Source organism: Saccharopolyspora sp. NPDC050642, from assembly GCF_040654735.1.
GTDB classification, from domain to species: Bacteria; Actinomycetota; Actinomycetes; order Mycobacteriales; family Pseudonocardiaceae; genus Saccharopolyspora; species Saccharopolyspora elongata.
In genome coordinates this window covers 1-21,147 of sequence record NZ_JBFAIN010000044.1, presented here as the reverse complement: position 1 = coordinate 21,147, position 21,147 = coordinate 1, and the positions used below count along the sequence as shown (strand labels likewise).

Sequence of the window (21,147 nt, the reverse complement as noted above, 5' to 3'; positions counted from 1 at the left end):
GCTCTTTCTCCGCTCACTCGCTTCAGGGTACTGGGTGGGGGTTGCCAAACTCGTCGTTGCGCACGACTCCCTCGCCGCGCACGGGGAAGCCGGTCTTGACCTGTCCCTCCGGGGTCACATACCCGCCGATCTCGACACCGTCCACGGTTCCGCTGACTCGGTAGTTCCCGCTGTCGGACAGCACCGGCGGGCTGTCCGGGTTCTTGGCCACCTCCTCGACCGCGCCGAGGATCGCGGCGTCATCCCAGGATTCGGGGAACTCGGTCTTGTTCGGGATTCCCGTGCCGTAGAAGTGACCGCCCGTTCCGTCGGCGCCGCCGTCGAGGATATGGATTCCGTCGAGTTCCGGGAGATGGATGTCCGCCGGGTTCGGTGCGTTCCCGATGACGTTGTCCCACGCGGTGGCCTCAGTGGACTGGTTCGGCAGATCGTCGCTGCCGTCGGTATCGAACACCTCGACCGCATCGTCGCCCCCAGCTTCGTAGGCCATCCCCGCGATCGAAGCCCCCACCATGCCGACTCCGGTGACGACTCCGGCGGCAGAGGCGACTCCGAGGGGTCCGCCGGCGATGACTCCGACTCCAGTGGCGTCGAGTGCCCCGCTGGCGGCCACGCCCGCAGAGCTGACCGCGGTGAGCGCGGCACCGCCCACCGCGCCGAGCACCAGCTCGGAGTGGTTGATCACGGCGTTGCCGAACGAGGCCACGGCATTGACCGCGTGCGCGGCAGCGGTGCCAACCGCGCTCGCCGCTTGCTCCACCCAACCGGGCTCCTCCGGAGCGCGATCGCGGGCCTGGCCCACGGCATCGGCGGCGACTTCGCCCGCAGCGGAGAGTTGGCTGCGGGCTCGGTGGAGCGTGTCACGAGCGGCTTGCCGCTGGGCCTCGCCGGGATCGGTGAACGGGACCACCGGAGCACCGGGCGGGGCTTGCTGCACGGCCTCGTCGTGCTGGGCAGCGGCTTCGCGGGTCGCGGCCTGGCCCTGGTCCCACAACCGGACCGCCTCGGCCGCTTGGCCCTGGGCCCACGTCAGCGTGGCGCTGTAGGTCTTCAGAGCCGTGCTCGCGGTGTGGAAGCAGTCGCCGGCCTCCAGCCACTTGGCCGGCTCACCGTCGAAGGCCGACCGGAACTGCTCGGCCGCTTCGCCGTTCCAGCCCTCGGTGGTATCGATCCGCTGAAGTCCCGTTCCGGCTTCATGCAGCAGGTCGCCGTACACGGTCATCGACCAGGCTGTCTTGTGGATTCTGTCTGCGTTCCCGGGTACGAGCGCTTTGGGATCGCTGGTCTCGCCAAGTTCCGCCATCACTGCGCTGCCGGATCCTCACCCATGCCCTGCAGGATCTGGTTGAAGCGGTCCTGCGCTCCTTGGTCCAGCTCCTCGTACACCGCAACGCACTCGGTGAGCCGCCCGGAGATCTCCTGCGCATCCTTGGCGAGGTTCTCCACTCCCAGCGACCAGCGATCGCAGAAGTCCTCAACGGTGTCCGCCAGCCGGCCGTGGCCCACCGCCGCCTTGTCACAGTCGATGTCGCTGACCTTGCGGCGGCTGACCTGCTCCAACGTTCCCGACACCCCGCCAGCCGCGTCCTTCAGTGCCGCTAGATCGACGCGAAATCCGTCCCCCACGAGTGGGATCCTCCCCAAGATCGGTTCATCCTGAACGACCCACAGGCTAGGAAAAGCCGGCACCGCCTCGGGCGGACTTCAGTGCACATCGCCCAATTGGATCAAGACGCAAGTCTCGGATCTCATTTCCGATCCTGGAATGAGTGCGAACGAACAACCGACGAGTCAGGACTGCCGGCCGCCGAGGCCGCCCGCGAGGCGATCGTATCGGTCAGCCGGCGCTGCGCCGGCCAGTTTCAAGCAGTTGACTGCTCTGGGAGCTAGTCAAACCGTGGAGGTGCCACCAAGAACGAGCGGTGGCGACATCTTCGACAACCTGGGCATCCCAGGGTGGATGGAGCGACCCCAGTCGCTTCATTCCTTCCTTATCCGCATGTTGCTCGCGGGTGGTCCGCTGAACACTCAGGGCTTGCGCGGCGCCACTCCCCACCTCTGAACGAACGACTTGCCGTTAAGACCCCAGGTCGCGAGTTGAATGCTGATCTTGTCAGCGTCCTGGAAGCTGTTGCCCGCTGCCAGCGCGGAGGCGTACTTGCTGACAGCGTCACGGCACTTGGCAAGCTTGGCAAAGGTAATCACTCTGGTCCCCGGACGCGCTGAGGCTTGCCCATGCAGCATAAAGGTATTGTGAATCAGGATCGGTGTCGCGCTGCACGTGTGGTCGTACTTTTCTGCGAACCAGTCCATCGAATGCGATAGCTGTTCAGCGTCACGACGCCATATCGCATCCGTCGTACTACCGCTCTTGCACTCGATGACCAGGTAGTCCAATTCGCCCAGGGACCACATCACGTCCGGGCCTTCCCCGGTGTCGCGTTCGGGGCGTTGAGCGGCGAACCCGAGATGCATGCCGAGATCGTGCATGGCCTTTTCGAAGACAGGCACGCTGGCCGGATCGGGGTCCGGTGTGAGGTCGTCCAGGACAGCCGCCATGCCGACGATCAGGTCGTTCCCGTTGCTGTATTGGGAAGTCAGGTACTCGGCAGCCTGCCGGGCCTGGTCGGCGATGCTGCTCAAGCGCTGATACTCGACGCCGTCCCGCGGGCGCAAGACCGCCTTGTTGTCCATCTGCGCGGACTTCTGCATCTGCAGCGCGGCGGCGGGATCGGTCAGGTGCAGGTAGCCAGCGGCTCGCTGTTTGAGCCAACCTTCGTGCCGCCGATCGCCGCGGGCGGCGGTGACGGCCTCGCGCATCTTGTTGCAGGCATCCTGGTACTGGCCGAGTTCGGCCAGCCGGAATGCTTCCCTACCAGCGATGGCTATGTCCGATACGGTGCTGGTGGTTGGATAGGTGACGCCATCAAGGGCATCGCGGCTCGCGGCGACCCACTCGGGATCACGCTCCAAGCACTGGTCGATCACACTACCGAGTTCGCTGAACGGCACATCGTCGTCGTGGAGCATATCGGCAACCCGTTCCGACAAGACGAGTTGGGCGCGGGTCGCCGGGCTGAACTTGGCCACTCCGCCGGCTTTGTGCAGGCGCTGGGTGAGTCTCGAACCGAGCAGCAAGACCACGCAGTGGTCATCATTGGATCGTACCCCTCGGCCCATGCCTTGTTCGATGCGCTGAATCTGACGGGTGATCATCGCGTCACTCTCATCCAAGGCGAGGGCTTCGATGCGATCCAGCGCGCTGTATGCCTCGGGAAGCCCATCGAGGGCGAGGATGCGGCAGGCGTCTCCGGGGAGGTCGATGCCGTCGTACTTATTGACCAGAACCACCAGGCCGACGTGTCCTTCACGCAGGGCACGGACGCCGTCGTGGATGGTGGTGCTGTCGTGCTCGGCGGAGGCAACTTCTCGCCAAAATGCGGCTCGGCGGCCGGACGGCACGATGACCACGACGTTGTGGCGCTGGGCCTGCTCGACGAGGAAGTCGCGTACTTCCTCGTCGGTGGTTCCGGGGTGGGTCTCCAATGGGGTGAGGATCATGCGGTCGCCTAGGTCGTCGGCGGTTTGCGGGGCGATCGGGGTCGCGATGGTGGCAGGCGCAGCGTCGAAGTGCGTGACGAGAACACTGTCGTCGGCCAGGGTTGCGGTGAGATAGATCCGTCGCTTGGCAGCGGCCAGGCTGGGAATCCGGTCGATCGGTGGGCAGGGAGGTTTGATCTCGATCTGGCTGTAGCTGATCGCCGCATCGCAGAGGTGCAGTACCTCCCGAATCAGGGGCCACACGAAAGTGAACTCGTTGGTGCTCGCTCGGTGCGGACGCAGGGTGTCGAGGACCTGCTCACGGCGGTCGGCCCAGGCCCAGTACGGAATGCGCAGTGCAACACCGGGCACGTCATCGGCCAGGTCACGGGCTGCAGAGGGGGACTGGTCGCGTAGTGCATCATCGAACAAATTGGACAGCTCGTTGTACGCAACGTGGTCACGGGGAATCGTAAGGGTGAACTGCTCTTCCACTGTCGTCAGACAGGCATGCGTATCGTCAACCAGCACCGAGCTCATCTCGATGTGCTGCCTGGTATCGCCAACAACGCCGAACACCGATCGGCCGTTGATCACCTTGTGGATGTAAGTGACGAGGACGGCCTTTCCCGATTGGAACCGCCTGGAGTGGGGATCGTCAGTTGTCTCGATACCCAAGGCGTCGGCTTCCGCCCTGACCTGGTCGGCGAGGTAGGTATCGGGCGTGACATAGACGGCCGGGCCGGTTCCCTCATTGAGGCAGCTCTTGAGCATCATCAGCCCGACCACAGTCTTACCGCCCCCTGTGTTCATCTTGACCAGTAGGTCAGACTCAGTGCGCCGGTCATGCCATCGGTCCCACACCTGGGTCTGCACATCCCAGGGGCGGGTGTACTTCGGATCGCGGGCCGGCAGTGCGGCGAATATTCGTCTTGGTTCAGTCGCCGTATCCACGACCGAGCGCTTCGCCAACCTGCCGAAGTCGAGTCCCGCCATTATCAGTCTCCCCAAGAGCTCGCGTGTCGACACCCGTACTGCTGATCGTCAACGTCCAGGCAAACGTTTCGGTGCCGTGTCAGAGGCTACCGGCGGAGCGAAAACGGGTGTTGAGACCCGATTTTGGCGGCTGTGTGGCTGGTGGTTGCTCCGGGTATGCGTCCGAGCGTCGAGGTGGCGAGGTGCCCCGTCACCCCTGTCCGACCAGCCGTCAGGCACAAAGATGCGCGTCTTCACCATCAGCGTCGTCTGACCCAGCGGCCAGGGCTTCCCCACTGGTCCGAGAAACCTGGTCGGCATCTCTACTCGAACGCCCGCAGGCGGTCGGCCAGGCCCGGCAGCACCTCTTCGTAGAGCGTCTCCTGTTCCCGTCCCTCACCGGTGACCGCAATCCGCTCCGCGAGCGCGCGCAGCGCCAGCGGCCCCTCCGCCGCGAACTTGGCTCCGATGACCTGTCCCCGCGCCAACTGGCTCGATTTCTGCCGACGGTACGGGCCGGCCGCCCACAGATCGACGTCCATCCCGACAGGAAGGATCACCCGCTCCAAGCGGGCAGAGAGGTTGGCGATGATGCCGATGCCGTCGGCATCCAGGTCGCACCACGCCACCAGCGGAACGTTTTCGAATCTCGTCAGCAGCGCCTCCAGACCCCGGCTCGCGTAGCCGCGCCCCCACACGCACAGCCACCGGTCCACGATCTCTGGTTTCTCACAGACCTTCTGGAACGTGTCCTTGTTCTCCACCACCAGCACGCCCCGCACGCCTGAGGTATCGAACGAGCCGATCAGCCGCAGCCCGGCTGACGGCAACCCAATCCACGGCTCGCTGGCCGAGGCGTCGGCGACTACACGGCCGATCTTCCACTGCAGCGGACCGCGCATCAGAATCTCCAAGTCGACATCGTCGACTGCCAGATCGAACGCGGTCCCAACAAGATTGGCGAACGCTGTTTCCCGCTCGGGGGTCCACTCCTTCGTACCGAGGAAAGAAAAGCCGGCCAACGCTTTCGCAGTGTGCCGTTTTCCCCTTGCGTCGTCAGGAATCCACACGCAGGCCGCACGGATCGCCGCTTCATACACCGACCAGGCCACGGTGTTCGCATGCGAACCCGCCGGCACCCGCAACGGGGATCCTGTGGGCATGGCCGCCAGCAGCTCATGCTCGCTGGCGAGTTTCGGTACTGGGCGCATGCAGTCCAGGAGGTCGGCCCGGACCTCGTCGGGTTCCCGCTGGCCGGTGAGTTCGGCGACGTGGTCCTCGGCGACCGCGGCCCAGGCGTCCGTGAGCCGGAACGTCTTCGGCAAGTAGTCGAATCCGTCCACGGCGCACCGCACCACGCCGATGCCAGCCCGGACCAACTCCAGGGCGGTCTCCCACGCCGCCTCCCCAAAGCGGGAGGTCATGCCGGTCCACAGCCGGGCCGATTCCGTGCGCAGGACCCACACGAGATCCCGGGGTTCCAGACACGTCGGTGGTGCGAGGAACTCCTGCTGGGCTCGCGCGAGGATGTCGACGCGGGTGACCTTCACCCGGCCCTTACGGTCCCGGGGAACCCGGTCGATGACGATGTCCCAGTTCTCGGCGAGCTCGCTGTCCTTGACCGGTGGCTTAGGCACGGTGAACGCAGCCAGGTCCGGTGGCAGGTCAGGGAGCGGAACCTCCACCCGGCCGGCCGCCTCACCTACGTAGAACCCCTTGGACCGGGACGAGTCAGCCATTGCCGCGCCCCGCAGTGAGCCAGTCTGCGGTCAGATCGACCCGCTCGACGTTGTCGTCGAATCCCCAGACCCGGGTGGGGTGGTTATAGGCATTTGCGGTGCTGGAGTGGGAGAACCACATCAACTCGCCACACACGTCGGCGGCGTCGGCCAGCACACTGTCCTGGCAGGTGCCGAGGATCGTCACCTGCTGCCGCTCGGCGACCCGCTTGAGCGCGCCGAGCACGTCCTTCCGGTTGACCTCGCCCAGGCTATTGCCCAACTCGTCGAGCACGAGCACCCGGCCGTGAGTGTCGACGTCCGACAACAGGGCGGCCAGCACCAGTTGCACGGCGTACACTTTCACCTGTGCTCCGTTGGCCACCTCGCGGTAGGGCACGTAGGCACCGTTACGGGACCGCCGCCAGCGCGGGACCACGTCCCACACCCACTCCCCCGGCCCGGCCGGACGGTGGCTGGTGAAGGCAATCTCGGCACCGCAGCCGCCCCGGTCCACGTCCAGCTGGTTGAACGCAGCGCCGACCCGCTTGAGGATGTTCTCGACGCGCTGCTCGATCATGTCCTGGATCACGGTGACCCGGCTCGTCCAGTCCGCCAGCTGGGTGTCCAGATCCTGGAGTATCTCAGTGCGGTTGGCCCGCTCAGCCTCGATCCGGCTCCTCGTCACGTGGTCGGAGCCGGCCGTCCCGTCCAGCCGGGTCCGCAGCGGCATGGCCACGACGTTCAGCCCGACCGAGGGCGGGCGGCCGGTGGGGTCCGCGGCCAGCACCTGCCGCTGGGTCACCGCCTCCCGAAGGTCGGCCGACAACCCGTCCGGATCGCGTTCATCGATGCCGTAGAGCCCGACCGCGCGGGTCAGGTGTTCGATGGCCTGCACTCGGAGCTGGTCGGCCGTGACGGACGGGTGGTCGGCCAGCAGGTCGACGGCTTCCTGCTCGTCACCGCCCCACAGCTGCCGCCATCGTTCGAGCTGGAGATCCTCGCGTTTCCGGCGCACGGCCTTGAGCTGGTCGCAACGCCCCTTCTCATCCTTCTGCCGGCTCTTGAGCCGCTCCTGGAGCAGCGCCACCTGCGCAGCATGCCCCTTGAGCAACGCGAAGGCCTCCTCCCAGGCCTGTCGAGCCCGTCTTTCCCGTTCGATTGCCGGCCCGAGGAGATCGTCGAGTCCCTGGATCTTGGCCGTGACCAGGTCGATCTTGCTGTGCACGACCCCGAGCTGCTCGGCGGCGAGGGCCGCCTCGTGCTGGCTCTGCGCCAGGTCGACCGCGGCCACCACGAGCTCGAGGAGTTTCGTGATCTCCTCCAGGCGTTCGCGAGCCTGCCGCAGTTCACGGCGCTTACGCTCCACGAGAGCCTCACGGCCGGTGACGGGCTCAGCGAACCCACTGCCGATGCGGAGACCAAGGGCTTCGTCGTGCACGTGGACGGGGTCGGCCCCGTCGACCACGCGCGCACGGAGCTCGGTCAGGAAGCCGTTGACCGGCAGACGACAGCCGACCCCGTCGACGGAATGACTGGGCCAGTGATCTGTGGCGATCAACTGTGCCCCGGCAACGCTGGCGACGGCGGCTATAGCCTCGGACATCCGCTGGTGATCGACCACCACCGCGTCGCGCCAGGGCCACAGCCGTGGCTCCCACGTCGGTCGGAGATCATCATCCAGTTCGATGTTGTCGAACAACGCCGTGCCGGTGATCCCGGCCTGCGCCAGGACGTCAATGACCCCGCCGGCCTCGCCGCTTAGGCCGGCTTCCGCCCGTCGCAGGGTTTGTTCAGCACTGCCGACGGCGGCTTCGGCTTGTTGATGCAGTACGACGAGCTCGCCGCGCTGGCTGGTGGCCGCCTGCAGCGCGTCGAGGGTGTCCTCAGTCGAGCGGCCGTCCCAGGCATCCAGCTTCGGGGATAGCCGGTCCCGCTCAGCGTCCAGGCTCGTCATCTGGCCGACGTACTCCGCGCGGTTCTGCCGGAGGCGCTCTGTCTCGATCTTGGCCAGGTCGTGGTCCCGGCGGGCGCGTTCCTCGGCCGTGGCCAGGTCGGTGCGGGCGCGCAGTTCTGCCAGCTCCGCCTCGACCAGGCGCGTTTGCTCGACCGCTTCCTCGTGGTGCTCGGCCGCGGCCGTCACCTGCTCGACGAGAACGCGCTCCTCCCCGAGTGCCGAGGTGTACCGCGTGGCGAGGTATCGCCGCCAGGTTTCTTCGGCCTGCGCGAGTTCGGCTCGCGCGGCATCACGATCGCCGACGCCCTTGAGTTCGGCTTCCTCACGGAGGAACTGGTCCGCCGCGTGCTCGAGCGCTTCCTCTCTCTCACGTTGCTTGAGCAGCATCTGGCCGCGCTGCTCACGTTCCTCGTCCAGATGGGCCTTGGAACCTGATAGCGCGATCAGGGACTCGCCGATGTCGCGAGGGTCCATCTCGGTCATCTGCTGGCTGAGCAGCGACGGCACTGTCAGCCGCAGCGGCGTGTCCAGGTAGGTCAGGCAGCGCGGCGCGTCGCCATAGAGGACCTCGGACATCTTCCTCGCCGAGAACGTGCCGTTGCCCCGGACGGCGTGCCAGAGGTCGTCGGCCTGCAGGTCACGGTCGGCGTCGTCGGCTGCGTCAGCCAGGTGGACGCCAGCCGACCATCGTGCCTGCACGTAGGGCGCAGAGGTCGACAGGCGGACCCACACCGTCACCGCAGAGACAAGTGGAGCCTCCCGGTCCGCAAACACGCCAGCGATGTAGCCGCTGGTGGCCGGACGCACCTGCTGCGCCGGGTCGACGCCGGCCGAGTCGGGCCGGAACAGGACGCCAGCAGCGGACTTGCCGCCCTGGGTATCCAGCCGCCACTGCGGATCGGCGAGCAGGATGGAAACCGCGGCCAGGAAGCTGGTCTTGCCCGAGCCGTTGGAATCCCCTTTGGGGCCCTGCCCGGACACGGCGATAAAGGTGCCGGGCACCAGCGGCACCGCGTGGTTGGTGAGCCGGGCTACGTCGAAAGTCTGCACCGCCACCAGTTGCCTGGCTCCGATGGCGCCCCGACTGGTGGTGCGCGGCAGGGACAGCGGTTCGATCACGACGAGATCTCCTCGTAGGGCTGGGCGAGCCTCGCACGTTCCCGACGGATCGACAACGCGAGATCGCCTTGAGGTTCTGCGAGCAGGACGAGTTCCTGGAACAGAATCGTCGTGGCTCGTGGGGTCAGGCGCAGGAACTGGGGGCCGGGCACGAGCCCGTTGGTCACCGACCGGACCAGGCCGGCGTTGCGCAGGTACCGCACGGCACCACGTACGACTCCGGTCTGGAGTTTGCCGCTCTCCAGCAGCTGCTTGGAGACGGGATGCTCGCTCGTCCAAAGGTTTTCGCCGCGGATATGGCCTTCCGCGCGGGGAATCGCGACGGTAAACAGCAGCACCATCGCGAGCACCGCGCGCTGCTCGCGGTCGAGGACACCAATGCCCAGCGCGGCCAGCTCGGCGGCGACATCGTCGTCGTAGCCGGACAGGTACCCGCTGCCGACCTTGATCAGCACCCGGCCGGCCCGGTAGAGCAACTGCTCGACCACGTGGCGCAATGGCGGTTCAAGCAGCGCACGGAACTCCTTGGCCGGCACCGGGAACTGGGCCGATTCCACCGCCGCGAGGGCGGCAAGCACATCGCTCTTGCGTTGTGCCGGCAGGTTTTCCATGAGGTCGCCGGTCACTGCGTCCGCCCTGCGGTCGGCAGCTGACGGTATTCACGGCGCAGCACAGCGGCGTCCGCCTCGCGCCAGAGCGCGATCTCCGGGCCGAGGCGAATGATGTCGTCGGCTGTGTCAGCCGCGAGAAAACCCCGCGCCCGCAGGCTGTTCAACGCCCGGGTCACACCGGTGCCCTTCACGCCCAGTGGTTCCAGCGCGACGCCGATCTCGGCCACTGTCGTCGTGCCCCCGGGATAGAGGGGTTCGTCCGGATCGGGCCAGCAGGCGCGCAGACAGGCGACCAGCACGAGTGTCTCCCCCACGCTCGGTTTCGTCGGGCCGCCCGGGTCGTCAGGCGTCAAGGCGTTGTCCTGGAGCCAGCCCATGACCAGCTCGGAACGGTCGTCCTGAGACCGGACCTCGACCAGGCGCCGACCCGCCCCGTCCGCGGCGGCGTGGAGCTGACGCAGCTCTTCTACCTCACGGGGAGCGGGCGACGTGCGGCGTGCCCGAAGCGCCGCGAGCCTCAATCGGTCATCCATCGCGGTGGTCCTTTTCTGCGCAGCTGAGCCGGACCGGCGTGGTGTAGGTAACCTCGCTCTTCCCGTCCACCAGCAGAGTCATGGCCAGGGTGACCGTCACCGGAACCTCCGGGTCAGCCGCTGCGGCGAGGAGGTCAGCGACCAGCCGAGCGGCGCCGGGCCATCCTGCGGCCTGGATCTCGGCGGTAAGATCGATGTCGAACTGTCCCTTGAGATGGAGCTGCGCCGCCGCTCGTCGACGGCGTCGCAACGCCTCACGTCGTTGGCGTGCCCGCTCGACCGGGTCCTCCGCGGCCGGAAGGTCGACCGGGCGTGGCGGGCGCTGCCGTACCTCGCGGGGTCGGTGCTGCTCCAACGTGACGAGAATCTGTTCCGGGCTGAGTGCGACCGTCGGCTTGTCGAAGACGGTGCCGGCGAAGACCGCCGCGAGCGCGTCGGTGTCCGAGTACAGCGCGGCCGTCCGGTACTGCTCGGGCAATAACATGGAGAAATCGCGCTCGGCCAGGACCTGCCGGAGCAACCGGTCGACCAGCTCGTTGGCCGCAGCGGAGTACCGCAACGCCTGCGTGATCAGCTGCCCGCCAGCCGCGCTGAGCTGTGGGAACCGCGTTTCCACCAGCTCGACCAGGGCTCTCGCGTCGGACAGCAGCCGGTCGGCCGCCCGGTGGTTGCGCCGCTGCGCCAACAGCTCGTCGACTGGCCTGGTCCGCAGCCGGGCCAGTTCCCCGGCATTGATCGCAAGCGCCCGCCGTAACATGGCCAGTCTGGCGGTCACGTCGTCGGGCCCGAGCAGCCCGTCCTCGATGCCCTTCGTCGTCTGGTCGAGCAGGAGCAGGATCTCCTGCACGCCGTCGTCGCGGCGAAGCCGGTCGAACAACAGCAGCGCGGCGACGCCGGTGGGGTTGAAGATGAGGCGATGGTGATGAGGCTTGGTCTGGCGGAGCAGCCCCAACGCCTTGAAGACGTTGATCCTGCTATCGAAAGAGCCCGGGCCCGCCTCGCCGCAGGCAGCTTCAAGTTCCGCCGCCGTCAACCCTTCACCAGTGTCGTCGAGGTCGCCGAAGGCCTCATACACGGCCTGCGACCACTTCAGCATGTCGGGATCCTTGACCACCGCGTCCGACTGGCGCGCGACCGGAGCCACAAATGCCTGCAACCGCTCCAAGAATGCCGCGTCCGACTCCGATTCCCACTCCGGATCCGGCGAGAACAGATCGAACTCACCCACTGCCGACCGTCTTCCCGCTCAACAACACTCCCTCGTCCACTCGCCCATCCCCAGATCGATCGACGCACGGCCACAAGCGTTACCCACTACGCCACTAATTCACCCGAATGGATGATCACTTCCCAAAATTAGGGAGTTGATCCGCGGGGACCGCCGTCGTGCGCGATCTCATCGCGCGACGCAAATTCGGACGCCTCACCTTGAACGGCCGAGCCGTTGTCTTCTTGTTCGTCTCCGCGTAGAGGCCTGAAGGTCAAGCTGAGATCGCCCGAGACGACAGGCGGCCTCCTCGACGCCACCGACACGACCGCCACACTGCCCGGTCTCCGACACCACCAAGAACTCCCTGCAGGGTTAACGCCGTTGCCGCCGGCTAGCGATGGCCAACGTCGTCCTATCCCCACGTATTGGACGGCATGGTCCTCGACATCGCGCGATCGGCGTTGAAGGCGGGGCTGGGCAGACCCTCGCGACCGGTGAGGTCCGGCTGTGGTCATACCCGCTCACCCCGTGATGAAGAGGAGGGAACGCGTGTCCAAGCCTGCTGCTGGCATGGGCTCCCGTAAGGGGTTGGGAGACGAGTAGTGTCGACCTGACCGAGGATAGGTCGGCACGAAATCACGGGCCCTCGTCCATGATCAAGCGACGATTTCATGGCGACGGGGACGCATAACCCGTCGGAACCAGCAAGAAGGAGAGGTCGCTGACCTGCGGAGGAACGCGAACAAGCCGGTCGCGAGCCAGATATCACTACATTGACACGGTTGTGTTCTTCCCGTTCCTGAATTTGCTCCTTCCGCCAGCCATAAGAATTTCATCGCGACCCCGCGATGTCCGCTGTAACCGCTGCTCCGACGAGTGGCTCACCAACCGAGATGGGGCCCGATCGGATCCGTTTCACCAACGCGCGTGCACGCGCTGAGCCCACACCGAGTTCCCGACGCAACGTCTCCGCCGAGATCGGCCGACGATGCCGAAGCCAATGCTCGACGTCGAGATCAACGGCACGAGACACGAGCTCCGCGGCTTCGCTCGTGGCCACATCGTCACCATCCCGCTGCTGACCAGGGTCGTTGTCCGATACCGTGCACAACGCTGTCGATACAGCGTCGTCGTCACCGGCCACGTCAATGGCCCTCTGTCCTTCAGCGTCGGACGAAGTCCCGGCCGCGGAAATCGCCTGCAGCAGCCCCGGCCCGACCTCTGCCCAGCCGATCAGCAGCAACGGACCCACCGCATCGAAGGCGGCCTTGCCGAACTGGCCGGCGCAGACCGGCTCGGCCACGTTCAATGCCAACGTCACCAGGGAAGCGAACAGCAGCAGCCGTCGCGCCGGGCGTAGCTGCTCCGGCCGCGCACTGTGCAAGGCAAGGTAGCGCGTACCCAGCAGCAATCCGAGCACCGACAGATCGACCGCCGGGGCCACCAGCGGCGCGACGTACATCGGCACCCCCAGCCGCAACGCGAGGTTCAGGACGTTGCCGAACCCGAACAGGAAGGTCAACGCGATGACCGACCCCATGATCACCGTCACCGCCCGCTCCACTTGATCCGAGGCTTCCGAATCCGCTGCGAACGGAGCTCGCTCCTTCGAGCCGGCGGCACCACTTGCACCACTCCACTTCACCGGCGCTCACCGCGCTTCGCGCGACGCTCCATAGCGAGCGGGACTTCAACCCGGATCAGCAGGTCACAAGGACCGGCGACTGGTGTGATTGCTGCGTGTGTCGCACCACCGGCACGAAGGCACACGATGGCTGCGTCCGATCGGATAAAGCCCTCAGGAACTGGCTGGATCTTTGGACAACCCAAGCCCCTGGCTCTAGTACCGTCGCTATGGAGACGAATCCCCGGTTCGGGGATCCCTCCCACTGGCAGGGGTTCAAGTCCCCCCTCGGACACAAAATCGCGTGAAATTTCCCCATCACAGCGAGTACTTGAACACCGCATTGCGACGGCCCTTCGGCCGTCGCGATTTCTTGCAACAGGGCACTGGTCACCGGGCGGTGGCCATGAGTGAGCAGATCGTCACGGGCCTGGTGCCGCCCGTGGTCACCGACCATGGCTCTCCGGCCGAGGCGGGGAGTGCCGCGGGCCTGCCTCTGCCGGTCATCACCCGACGCCGTGAACTGCCGGTGATCTACGGCATGGTCCGGATGGACTCGTCCGGCCGGGTCTCGGCCAGACCGGTCCTCACGCCCTGGAGTGGCACCCCGGTCAGAGTCTGACCATCAGGGTCACCTCGGGAGCGGTCGTGCTGCAGCCTGATCCGGGCGGGATCCACCGGCTGCCCGGCACACCGCAGATCATGATCCCGGCCACAGCCAGAGCCTCGTGCGGCATCCGCACCGGGGACTCGGTGCTGCTGGTCGCCGACCCGCGGCGGGACATGCTGCTGGTCGACCCCCTGACCGCCGTGGACGAAGCCCTGGAGCAGCGTCACGCCATGGTGTGGGGCGGTGAACCGGCATGACCGAGAACAAGATCACATCAGGAGCCGGTCCGAAGGAGATCGAAGCAGCGAAGCTGCTGCTCGGACGCCTCGGCGTCTCCGTAGACGACCTCGTCAGCACCCCGTCCACACGGCCGCTCGCTCCGACCTTCGCCGAGTACATCCCCAAGGTCGCCGACGCGGTCAGCGCCGGCACCCGGCGCGTGTACAGCTCCTACTGGAAACGCGTGGAAGCAGAGTGGGGCCAGCGGCGCCTGGACGAACCAACAGCGCTGGAGATCAAACAGCTCGCCGAGAAGACCCGCAGCCAGGTGGTCATCCGCCGCAACGCCCGCGGTGGACGCGGCGCGGCTGAACACCTCATCGCCGCCCTGCGCTGCCTCTACAACCACGCCGTGGCCGACGAGCTGATCAACGAAGCCGACAACCCCGCCAAGAAGGTGCCCAAGCCGCGCCGCTTGCCCACCACGCGCCGCGGGCTGCCGGACTCCCGGCTGGAGGAAATCAACCACATCGCTGCCACCACCGGTATCGATCCGGTGCTCGACAGCCTCATCCTCCGGCTGCACACCGAGACAGCCTGCCGCCGAGGCGGAGCACTGGCCCTCACGCCCCGGGATCTGGATCCCGACCTCTACCTGATCCTGCTCCACGAGAAAGGCGAGACCGTCCGCTGGCAACCGGTCTCCCCCACCCTCATGACCCATCTCCGCGAGCACGCCGAACAACGCGGCGCCGCCGCATCAGGCGGACAGCTCCTGCGCTACGCCAACGAAACTCCCATCACCTACCGACGCTACGACCACCTCTGGACCCGACTCGGCAAACATCTCCCCTGGGTCGCCACGCAGCAAATCAGCATCCACTGGCTCCGCCACACCACCCTGAAATGGGTCGAACGCAACTTCGGCTACGCCGTGGCCCGCGCCTACGCCGGCCACACCGACAACAACAACGGCGACGGCGGAAGCACCACCACCTACACCCGAGCCGACATCCGCGAAATCGCCGCCGCCCTCGCCGCCCTCACCGGAGAACCCCACCCACTAGCGGCCTAAAACCCAATAATCCGTGAAACGTCCAACTCGGGAGACCTGGCACCCAGCCAGGCCTCCCGTTTCTACCGGCAGCACCCGACACCAGGCGCACGGCCCGCGCACTGCTGCGACGACTTCGTCCTGTCGAGACCGCAGGCGATTCCCCCACCGAACATCCACGTGTTCCGCAGCAGGATGCCGAAACAGGGTCCGCCCGGCCAAAGGCCGATCAGCGTGCGGCGAGTCGGGCGACGTAGACCGTGTTGGCGGACTTCCCACCGCCGTAGGGGTTGTCGAAGGACACCACGTGCGCCTCCGCCGTCTCGAAGACCTCGGCGAGCACTGCGGCGAAGTCCGCCTCCGGCGGGTCGTCCGACCACAACGCGAACACCCCGCCCGGATGGAGGTGACCGGCGAGGCGCCGCAGTCCTCCGGGCGTGTAGAAATCGGCGTGACCGGAGTCCAGCAGGTGGCGCGGTGAATGGTCGATGTCGACCAGGATCGCGTGGAACCGCCGACCGGGCGCCGCCGGGTCGAACCCGGAATCCGAAGCGGCCATGGCGAAGAAATCACCTTGCACGAACCGGTTCCGCGGGTCACCGGTCAACGACTCGGCCAGCGGCAGCAGACCGCGCTGATGCCACTCGATGACCTCACCAAGCCCTTCCACGACGGCCAACGACCGCACCCTCGAATCATCCAGCACGGCACGCGCCGTGCAGCCGAGCCCGAGCCCACCGACCACAACGTCGAAACCGCTGCCAGGCAACTCGGCCAGGCCCAGCCGCGCGAGCTCCTCCTCCGCGACGGTGAACAGGCTCGACATCAGGTACTCGTCGTCGAGCTTGACCTCGTAGACATCCACGTCGAGCAGCGGATCCCGCCGACGGCGCAGGCTGATCGCACCGATCGGCGTCTCCCGCCAATCGATCTCCTCGAACCGAACACCCATCTCGCCCCTCCGTCCCCAGATGCACCCGCAACAGCGCCGGGCCGCCGTTCAGCCGGCTCGCTCCGGTGGAACCGACGGCAGTCGCGTGACCACGGCCGCCGTCGGCACGACCACTGCCGGGAGCACACATCACACCAAGCCCCTGGCCGGGACCGGCCGGGTCCCCTACCTAGTACGAGGCCGGCCTCGGGACATCGCTGACGCTCACCGCCGGGATCGGCCGTACCAGGCAGGCCATGGCCCGCAACCGCGACCTGCCGAGCCGACTGGCAGCGATGCACCCCAGTACCGGATGACGCACCACACCGAACCTGCCCACGCCATCGGCGTCAGCGCCCCCGTGGCCACCACCGAGCTACACGGTGCCAGAGGCTTCTAGGAATCCGGGCAGCGGAACTCGATGCGCTTGGCCTTCGGGCTGGCGCCCGTCACCAGGATGCGGATCCAGGCCGAGCGGTTTCGCCGAGAGTAGACCAGGTTCACCGGTACCTCGAAGCCGAGCACCATGCGGTGGCACGAGTTCACCGTCGGGTTGGTGAACGCCAGCAGACTCGGCGCATGGTGCAGGTGACGACACGCCTTGGGGTCGCCGAGCGGCGCGCTTGACCCTGAAGAACGAACTTAGATCACGAAAGAAAGGTCTTCACTGGCTGCGACCTGCGAAGACCCTTTTGGCCGTCGGGCTGACAGGATTTGAACCTGCGACCCCTCGACTCCGGAACTGTCCATAAGAGACAGTGAGCAGCGTAAACCGAGAAACCCCGAGACAGCGGTGGAGTATCCAGAACTCGCAGCTTTCCCCGACTGTCACGTGATCATCGGTAGCAGAGTCGTTTCAGACATGAATTCCACTCTCGCCACCCTCCGATAACAGACACCGGCTCCCTCGGAAAAGTCGGTTCATCCATCACCCGGTGACTACCCGTTGTGCAGTAATCGAAACGAGCTCGTCGATCGGATACCGACAAGTCGTCATCGACTGGGTGGTCGGGTTCGGCCTGATCGCTGCTTCTGCGAGCGGCGGTACCTTTCCGGTTTCCGACGAGGTTTTCGGCCGGGAGCAGTCCGCATGCTCGCCAGGTTCATCCAGGTGGGCGGGGACCGCCCAAGGTCGTCTGGCTACGTGCTTCTCCGAGCTTTAAAGTCAGATCCCTGTGCCTGCTTCGACTGTCACTCAAGGTGACGATCACACCGTAGTCGACATGTGCGGACGGCATCACCGAAGACTCGAAAGGCATTGATCGGCACCGATTTGAGGCACGAGCACACGGACAGCCGTAGGTCACCTGAGGAGTAGGAATGTTCTTCCACGTCCAGCGAATGATCAACGAGATCGTGCCCGACGAACCGGACCCGACCGCAGCCAACGCCCTCCAGGAAGGCTTGGGAGGCCAGTTCGGTGAAATGCGAACGATGATGCAGTACCTGTTCCAGAGCTTCAACTTCCGTGGCGCGGACGCCAAGCCTTACCGGGACCTCTTGTACGGCATCGGTACCGAAGAGATCAGCCACGTGGAACTGATCGCGACCACGATCGCTCGGCTGACCGACGGTTCTCCACGCTACAACGGCGCGAAAACCGATCCGCTGGATCAACCAGCTGCCGGTGGTAGTACGCCGCTGTCCAACGCGTTGTCCGAGGGGAACATCCACCACTTCCTCGTCGGCGCCCAGGGCGCTCTGCCGGTCGACGCGGTCGGAAACCCCTGGTCCGGGTCCTACGTCTACAACAGCGGTAACCTGGTGCTCGATCTGCTGTACAACCTGATGCTCGAGTCCACTGGGCGGCTGCAGAAGTGCCGCATCTACGAGATGAGCTCCAACAGAACCCTGCGTTCGACGGTTGCGTACCTGATCGTGCGCGACCAGGCACACGAGAACGCCTATGCCAAGGCGCTGGAAAGCCTCGGGGTCAACTGGGGCAAGACGCTGCCGATCCCGAAGACCAGCGCCGAACGCTACCCAGAAGTCGCAACGCTGCTGGAACGCGGCCTGCACAACAAGCAATACACCTTCAACCTCGACAACCTCTCCGAGGCGGCGAAGGTGTTTCAAGGCAGCTCCCCCTCCGCACGGGACGGCGAAGTCCTGCGAATGGCACAAGCCCCCGAGGGCGTCGCCATGGACATAGCCCCGGAACGACCGGAGGAGTTCAGCCCCGGACTCGATCCGGAACTCGTCGAACTCATCCAGGCCACCGCCGAGATGGAAGTCGCAGCCGCCGACGAGCCAGTCCGCTACGGACCGGCGTGAGGGATTGATCCGAAGACACTCGGGCATCGCCTGCGGGCGACCGGCCAGCTCCCGAAGGCGTGGGACTCCCCTGCCCCATCCAGACGGCCACCTGGTCAGCCAGCGACCCCGAACTTCAGCAGGGTGCGGGACTCCGCTACCGGCACGGTGTCCCGCACCAGCCTAGTCGCTCATTTGAGTGTTCATCGACCACACCATCCTGCGAATTCGGGGTTAGTGCTTAAACTCCTCGCCCATGACTGCGCCGACCTCTCGGGAGGAAGCCCTGCGCGGGGCCGTGGACACAGCCTTGATCGACCTGCTGACGCTGCCGGTGGCGGGCGGTGAGCACGTGCGGGGAGAGCGTGCCCGTCAGGAGTTGGCCCGCGCGACTCAGCTGCTCGATCAAGAGCCACATCTGGATGTACCTAACGCCGCTGTGATCGCGGTACGAACTGCCGCCGACCACCTCTCCCAGGACAACAAGAACGAGGCCCGCACCGAACTGATCATCGCCCGAGGACAGCTAGCCCGACCAGGCTCCCGCCTCGGCGCTGCACGCGAAATGCCGCCCGCGGAGCAGCAGTCGTACGCCGAAGTCGAAAACTCAGGTCAGGGCAGTGATCCGTAATGCGAACCCGCTGCGGTCGCCCACCGGGTGCCGAAGGTCGGCAGGCGAATCTCGGTGGCGGGTGTCACGGTGCCCCCATGAGCCATCTGCGAAAGGAGAAGCTCTACTCCAGTTAGGACAGGGGCGCACGTGATACTTCTCCGCCGGTGGTGTGTTCCAGTAGTCGGATGATCCGGAGTCCCGGTAGGTTTCCTCAGTCGTGGCGTGGTTGGAAGAGGTGGAGTCGGGCGTAGAGCCAGCCACTGGCTTCCAGGCCGCTCGGATCCACTCCGGCGGCCCGCAACGTCTCCAGTACCCGCGATTGTTCCTGCGCGGAGGCGAACCGGCGCTGTTTGAACATACCGGGTACGGGAATGATTTCGTATCCCAACGCCGCTAGGCCGTCTGCGATCGGTTCTATCGGAAACATTCGCAGCACGAAATGCGCCATCCAGGGCCGGTGCTGCCGGGCGATCCTGGCCAGCGTCCGTTCGCCGACGTAGCCGATGCAGCCGGTCGAGATCACCAGATCTGTTCCGGTGAGCTGCGCGCGTTGCTGTTCGGTGGGGTCGTCCGCTTCCAGATCCGCGTGCACCGCGTCGTCGAGGAACCCGGCCGCAAGCGCATATGAGAGGGCCGGCTCGGAGTTGTCGAGTCCGACGAATCGGATGTCCTTGAGCCGGCTGCGCGAACGAACCAGATTCCGGTCGCGGGCCAGCAACCAGTCGCGATCCGCCGTGCGGGCATCAGTACGGCAGTAGTGCTCATTGAGCTCGTCGATCGTGGCGTCACATTTCAACAAAGCAGCGTTGACGCCGTAGGAACAGCCGAGGTCGAGGATGGTGGGCACGCGAACCCCGTGGGATTCCCGGTATTCCTGGATGAACTTCTGGAAGTACGGCTTGGCCTGCTGCGGAATGCAGTAGTCCAGCTTGCGCAGCGTGTTGAAGTAGGCGCGTGGATCGGGCTGTGTGTAGATCTGGTCGAGCAAGATCTTTCCTGTGAGGTCAAACTGCACGGACCGTTCACCTCGCTTCTGGCAGTCGCCGACTGGTCTGGCGCTCAATCCAGCAGCTGGCCGCTCCGCACCGCGCGTCCCCCAGCAGCCAGGTGTGCAGGCAGCACCCGGCCGAAGATCTGCCGCGTCCGCGACACGCTGCCGATGGCGCCAGCATGCTCGCTGAGGGCGAAGATCGCCGTATGGCCAGCCGTTTCACCTTGCACCGGGGTTACTCGCTGCAGCGAGCAACGGCCTTTGAACAGCTGCTGCGCACTCAGCGACCTGCAAGTTTCTTCGGTGACTTCGCGGTGGAGTGCGGTGCTGAGGTCTTTGTCTGGCTTGACGCCCAAGGAGAGCGGTGGCGGTCGTCGACGGCGCACGCCTGCTACTACACCGCGAGGAGGGGGACGGTCCTCTCTCGGGAACTCAGTGGCGCGCTTGGTGACGGCCAGTTCTGTCTCGAGTTTGGCGATACCGTGAGCGGCTCCAGCTGTCGCTGGGCACCGTCAAGCGCCACCTGACCAACGTCCAGCTCAAGCTGGACGCCCGCAACCGGGGCGAGATCGCGACCTGGGTATTCCGCAGCGATCTCGTGGATTGACCTGGGTGTTCGGACTTCCGAGGCCGAACGCGGCTCCCGGGCCGGTGGTGCGGCGGGGCCGGACTTGGACGGCTGCAACCCGCTCAGCAGCCGCTCCAGGTTTTACGGGAACGTGACGTTGCCGGCGCGCAGGGCGTGCCCGAATTCATCCATCCACTGTGGATCCGGAAATTCGGCTTGCATCAGCGTGCGCGTCACCGCGACGACTACTGATGGGCGTCGCGATCTTTGCGGGGCCACTGTTGCGGCACGTTCCCCCACGCTGGAGTGGGCGACCACGCCATGGCAGTCCCACCAGCACCAGGGGCGGTGACAGCGGGCTAGAGCCGGACTCGTCCAGTGCTCGGTCTGGCGATGATCTGCAGTGTTCGGGGGCGCAGGTCCTGCTTCCTGCGCCCCGCACTATGTAGCTTCGACCTGCGGATCTCCAGGCCGCAGGATCGGTTTCGGTCATGCCGTGGCGACGCCGTCGGCGCGGGCGGCCTTGGCGACGGCCGCGCTGACCTCGGGCGCCACCCGCGGGTCCAGCGGGCTGGGCACGATGTAGTCGGCGCTGAGGTCGTCGGCGGCGACGGCCGCGAT

16 protein-coding genes and 4 pseudogenes are annotated in these 21,147 nt (G+C 66.1%); 6 read left to right on the top strand and 14 right to left on the bottom strand.

Features of this window, described 5'->3' with window-relative positions:
* Positions 1-22: 22 nt before the first annotated feature.
* From AB0H93_RS38090 to AB0H93_RS38050, 9 genes are all read right to left on the bottom strand, one after another.
* On the bottom strand, positions 23-1,303 hold the full coding sequence (locus tag AB0H93_RS38090; RefSeq protein ID WP_358580370.1) for a putative T7SS-secreted protein: 1,281 nt from the start codon (positions 1,301-1,303) through the stop codon (positions 23-25).
* A complete protein-coding gene (locus AB0H93_RS38085; RefSeq protein ID WP_358580296.1) occupies positions 1,303-1,572 on the bottom strand; it encodes a hypothetical protein in 270 nt (89 codons plus the stop codon). The genes AB0H93_RS38090 and AB0H93_RS38085 overlap by 1 nt, the downstream gene beginning before the upstream one ends.
* A gap of 456 nt (positions 1,573-2,028) precedes the next feature.
* The gene (locus AB0H93_RS38080; RefSeq protein ID WP_358580292.1) at positions 2,029-4,536 is read right to left on the bottom strand and encodes a helicase C-terminal domain-containing protein; all 2,508 of its coding nucleotides are present in this window, start codon (positions 4,534-4,536) and stop codon (positions 2,029-2,031) included.
* Between the two features lie 302 nt (positions 4,537-4,838).
* Positions 4,839-6,254: a Wadjet anti-phage system protein JetD domain-containing protein gene (locus AB0H93_RS38075; RefSeq protein WP_358580289.1), complete on the bottom strand. Its 1,416-nt coding sequence runs from the start codon at positions 6,252-6,254 to the stop codon at positions 4,839-4,841.
* Entirely contained in the window at positions 6,247-9,309 is a 3,063-nt protein-coding gene (locus tag AB0H93_RS38070) for a hypothetical protein (RefSeq protein WP_358580287.1), read from the bottom strand. The genes AB0H93_RS38075 and AB0H93_RS38070 overlap by 8 nt, the downstream gene beginning before the upstream one ends.
* Entirely contained in the window at positions 9,306-9,935 is a 630-nt protein-coding gene (locus AB0H93_RS38065) for a hypothetical protein (RefSeq protein ID WP_358580285.1), read from the bottom strand. Before AB0H93_RS38065 ends, AB0H93_RS38070 begins: the two co-directional genes overlap by 4 nt.
* Positions 9,932-10,453, bottom strand: a complete 522-nt coding sequence (locus AB0H93_RS38060) for a hypothetical protein (RefSeq protein ID WP_358580283.1) — start codon at positions 10,451-10,453, stop codon at positions 9,932-9,934. The genes AB0H93_RS38065 and AB0H93_RS38060 overlap by 4 nt, the downstream gene beginning before the upstream one ends.
* Entirely contained in the window at positions 10,446-11,681 is a 1,236-nt protein-coding gene (locus AB0H93_RS38055; RefSeq protein ID WP_358580281.1) for a hypothetical protein, read from the bottom strand. Before AB0H93_RS38055 ends, AB0H93_RS38060 begins: the two co-directional genes overlap by 8 nt.
* A gap of 814 nt (positions 11,682-12,495) precedes the next feature.
* Positions 12,496-13,215 carry a hypothetical protein gene (locus tag AB0H93_RS38050; RefSeq protein ID WP_358580278.1) on the bottom strand — a complete coding sequence of 240 codons (720 nt, stop codon included), beginning with the start codon at positions 13,213-13,215 and terminating at the stop codon, positions 12,496-12,498.
* A 478-nt stretch (positions 13,216-13,693) separates the two neighbouring features.
* On the opposite strand from AB0H93_RS38050, the gene AB0H93_RS38045 reads away from it, so the two are divergent.
* The 3 genes from AB0H93_RS38045 to AB0H93_RS38035 are packed head-to-tail and all read left to right on the top strand — an operon-like array spanning position 13,694 to position 15,191.
* On the top strand, positions 13,694-13,909 hold the full coding sequence (locus tag AB0H93_RS38045) for a hypothetical protein (RefSeq protein ID WP_358580276.1): 216 nt from the start codon (positions 13,694-13,696) through the stop codon (positions 13,907-13,909).
* A 26-nt stretch (positions 13,910-13,935) separates the two neighbouring features.
* The gene (locus AB0H93_RS38040; RefSeq protein WP_358580274.1) at positions 13,936-14,154 is read left to right on the top strand and encodes a hypothetical protein; all 219 of its coding nucleotides are present in this window, start codon (positions 13,936-13,938) and stop codon (positions 14,152-14,154) included.
* A complete protein-coding gene (locus tag AB0H93_RS38035) occupies positions 14,151-15,191 on the top strand; it encodes a site-specific integrase (RefSeq protein WP_358580271.1) in 1,041 nt (346 codons plus the stop codon). The genes AB0H93_RS38040 and AB0H93_RS38035 overlap by 4 nt, the downstream gene beginning before the upstream one ends.
* 208 nt (positions 15,192-15,399) lie before the next feature.
* Here AB0H93_RS38035 and AB0H93_RS38030 read toward each other — a convergent pair whose 3' ends face one another.
* Together AB0H93_RS38030 and AB0H93_RS38025 are read right to left on the bottom strand one after the other, a co-directional pair.
* On the bottom strand, positions 15,400-16,122 hold the full coding sequence (locus tag AB0H93_RS38030) for a spermidine synthase (protein ID WP_358580268.1): 723 nt from the start codon (positions 16,120-16,122) through the stop codon (positions 15,400-15,402).
* Between the two features lie 381 nt (positions 16,123-16,503).
* A pseudogene (locus AB0H93_RS38025) lies at positions 16,504-16,689 on the bottom strand (type I glutamate--ammonia ligase); the annotation flags it as partial.
* Between the two features lie 732 nt (positions 16,690-17,421).
* Between AB0H93_RS38025 and AB0H93_RS38020 the strand changes: the two are divergent.
* Positions 17,422-18,375, top strand: coding sequence for a manganese catalase family protein (locus AB0H93_RS38020; RefSeq protein ID WP_358580266.1), 954 nt, complete (start codon positions 17,422-17,424; stop codon positions 18,373-18,375).
* 235 nt (positions 18,376-18,610) lie between these two features.
* On the top strand, positions 18,611-18,985 hold the full coding sequence (locus AB0H93_RS38015) for a hypothetical protein (RefSeq protein ID WP_358580264.1): 375 nt from the start codon (positions 18,611-18,613) through the stop codon (positions 18,983-18,985).
* Positions 18,986-19,178: 193 nt separating this feature from the next.
* Here the strand turns inward: AB0H93_RS38015 and AB0H93_RS38010 are convergent, their stop codons facing one another.
* Both AB0H93_RS38010 and AB0H93_RS38005 read right to left on the bottom strand, forming a co-directional pair.
* On the bottom strand, positions 19,179-19,982 hold the full coding sequence (locus AB0H93_RS38010; RefSeq protein WP_358580261.1) for a class I SAM-dependent methyltransferase: 804 nt from the start codon (positions 19,980-19,982) through the stop codon (positions 19,179-19,181).
* A 44-nt stretch (positions 19,983-20,026) separates the two neighbouring features.
* A pseudogene (locus tag AB0H93_RS38005) lies at positions 20,027-20,230 on the bottom strand (arpA protein); the annotation flags it as partial.
* A 218-nt stretch (positions 20,231-20,448) separates the two neighbouring features.
* Between AB0H93_RS38005 and AB0H93_RS38000 the strand changes: the two are divergent.
* Positions 20,449-20,565: pseudogene (locus tag AB0H93_RS38000) on the top strand (LuxR C-terminal-related transcriptional regulator); the annotation flags it as partial.
* A gap of 450 nt (positions 20,566-21,015) precedes the next feature.
* Here AB0H93_RS38000 and AB0H93_RS37995 read toward each other — a convergent pair.
* Positions 21,016-21,147, bottom strand: a pseudogene (locus tag AB0H93_RS37995) (NAD-dependent malic enzyme); the annotation flags it as partial.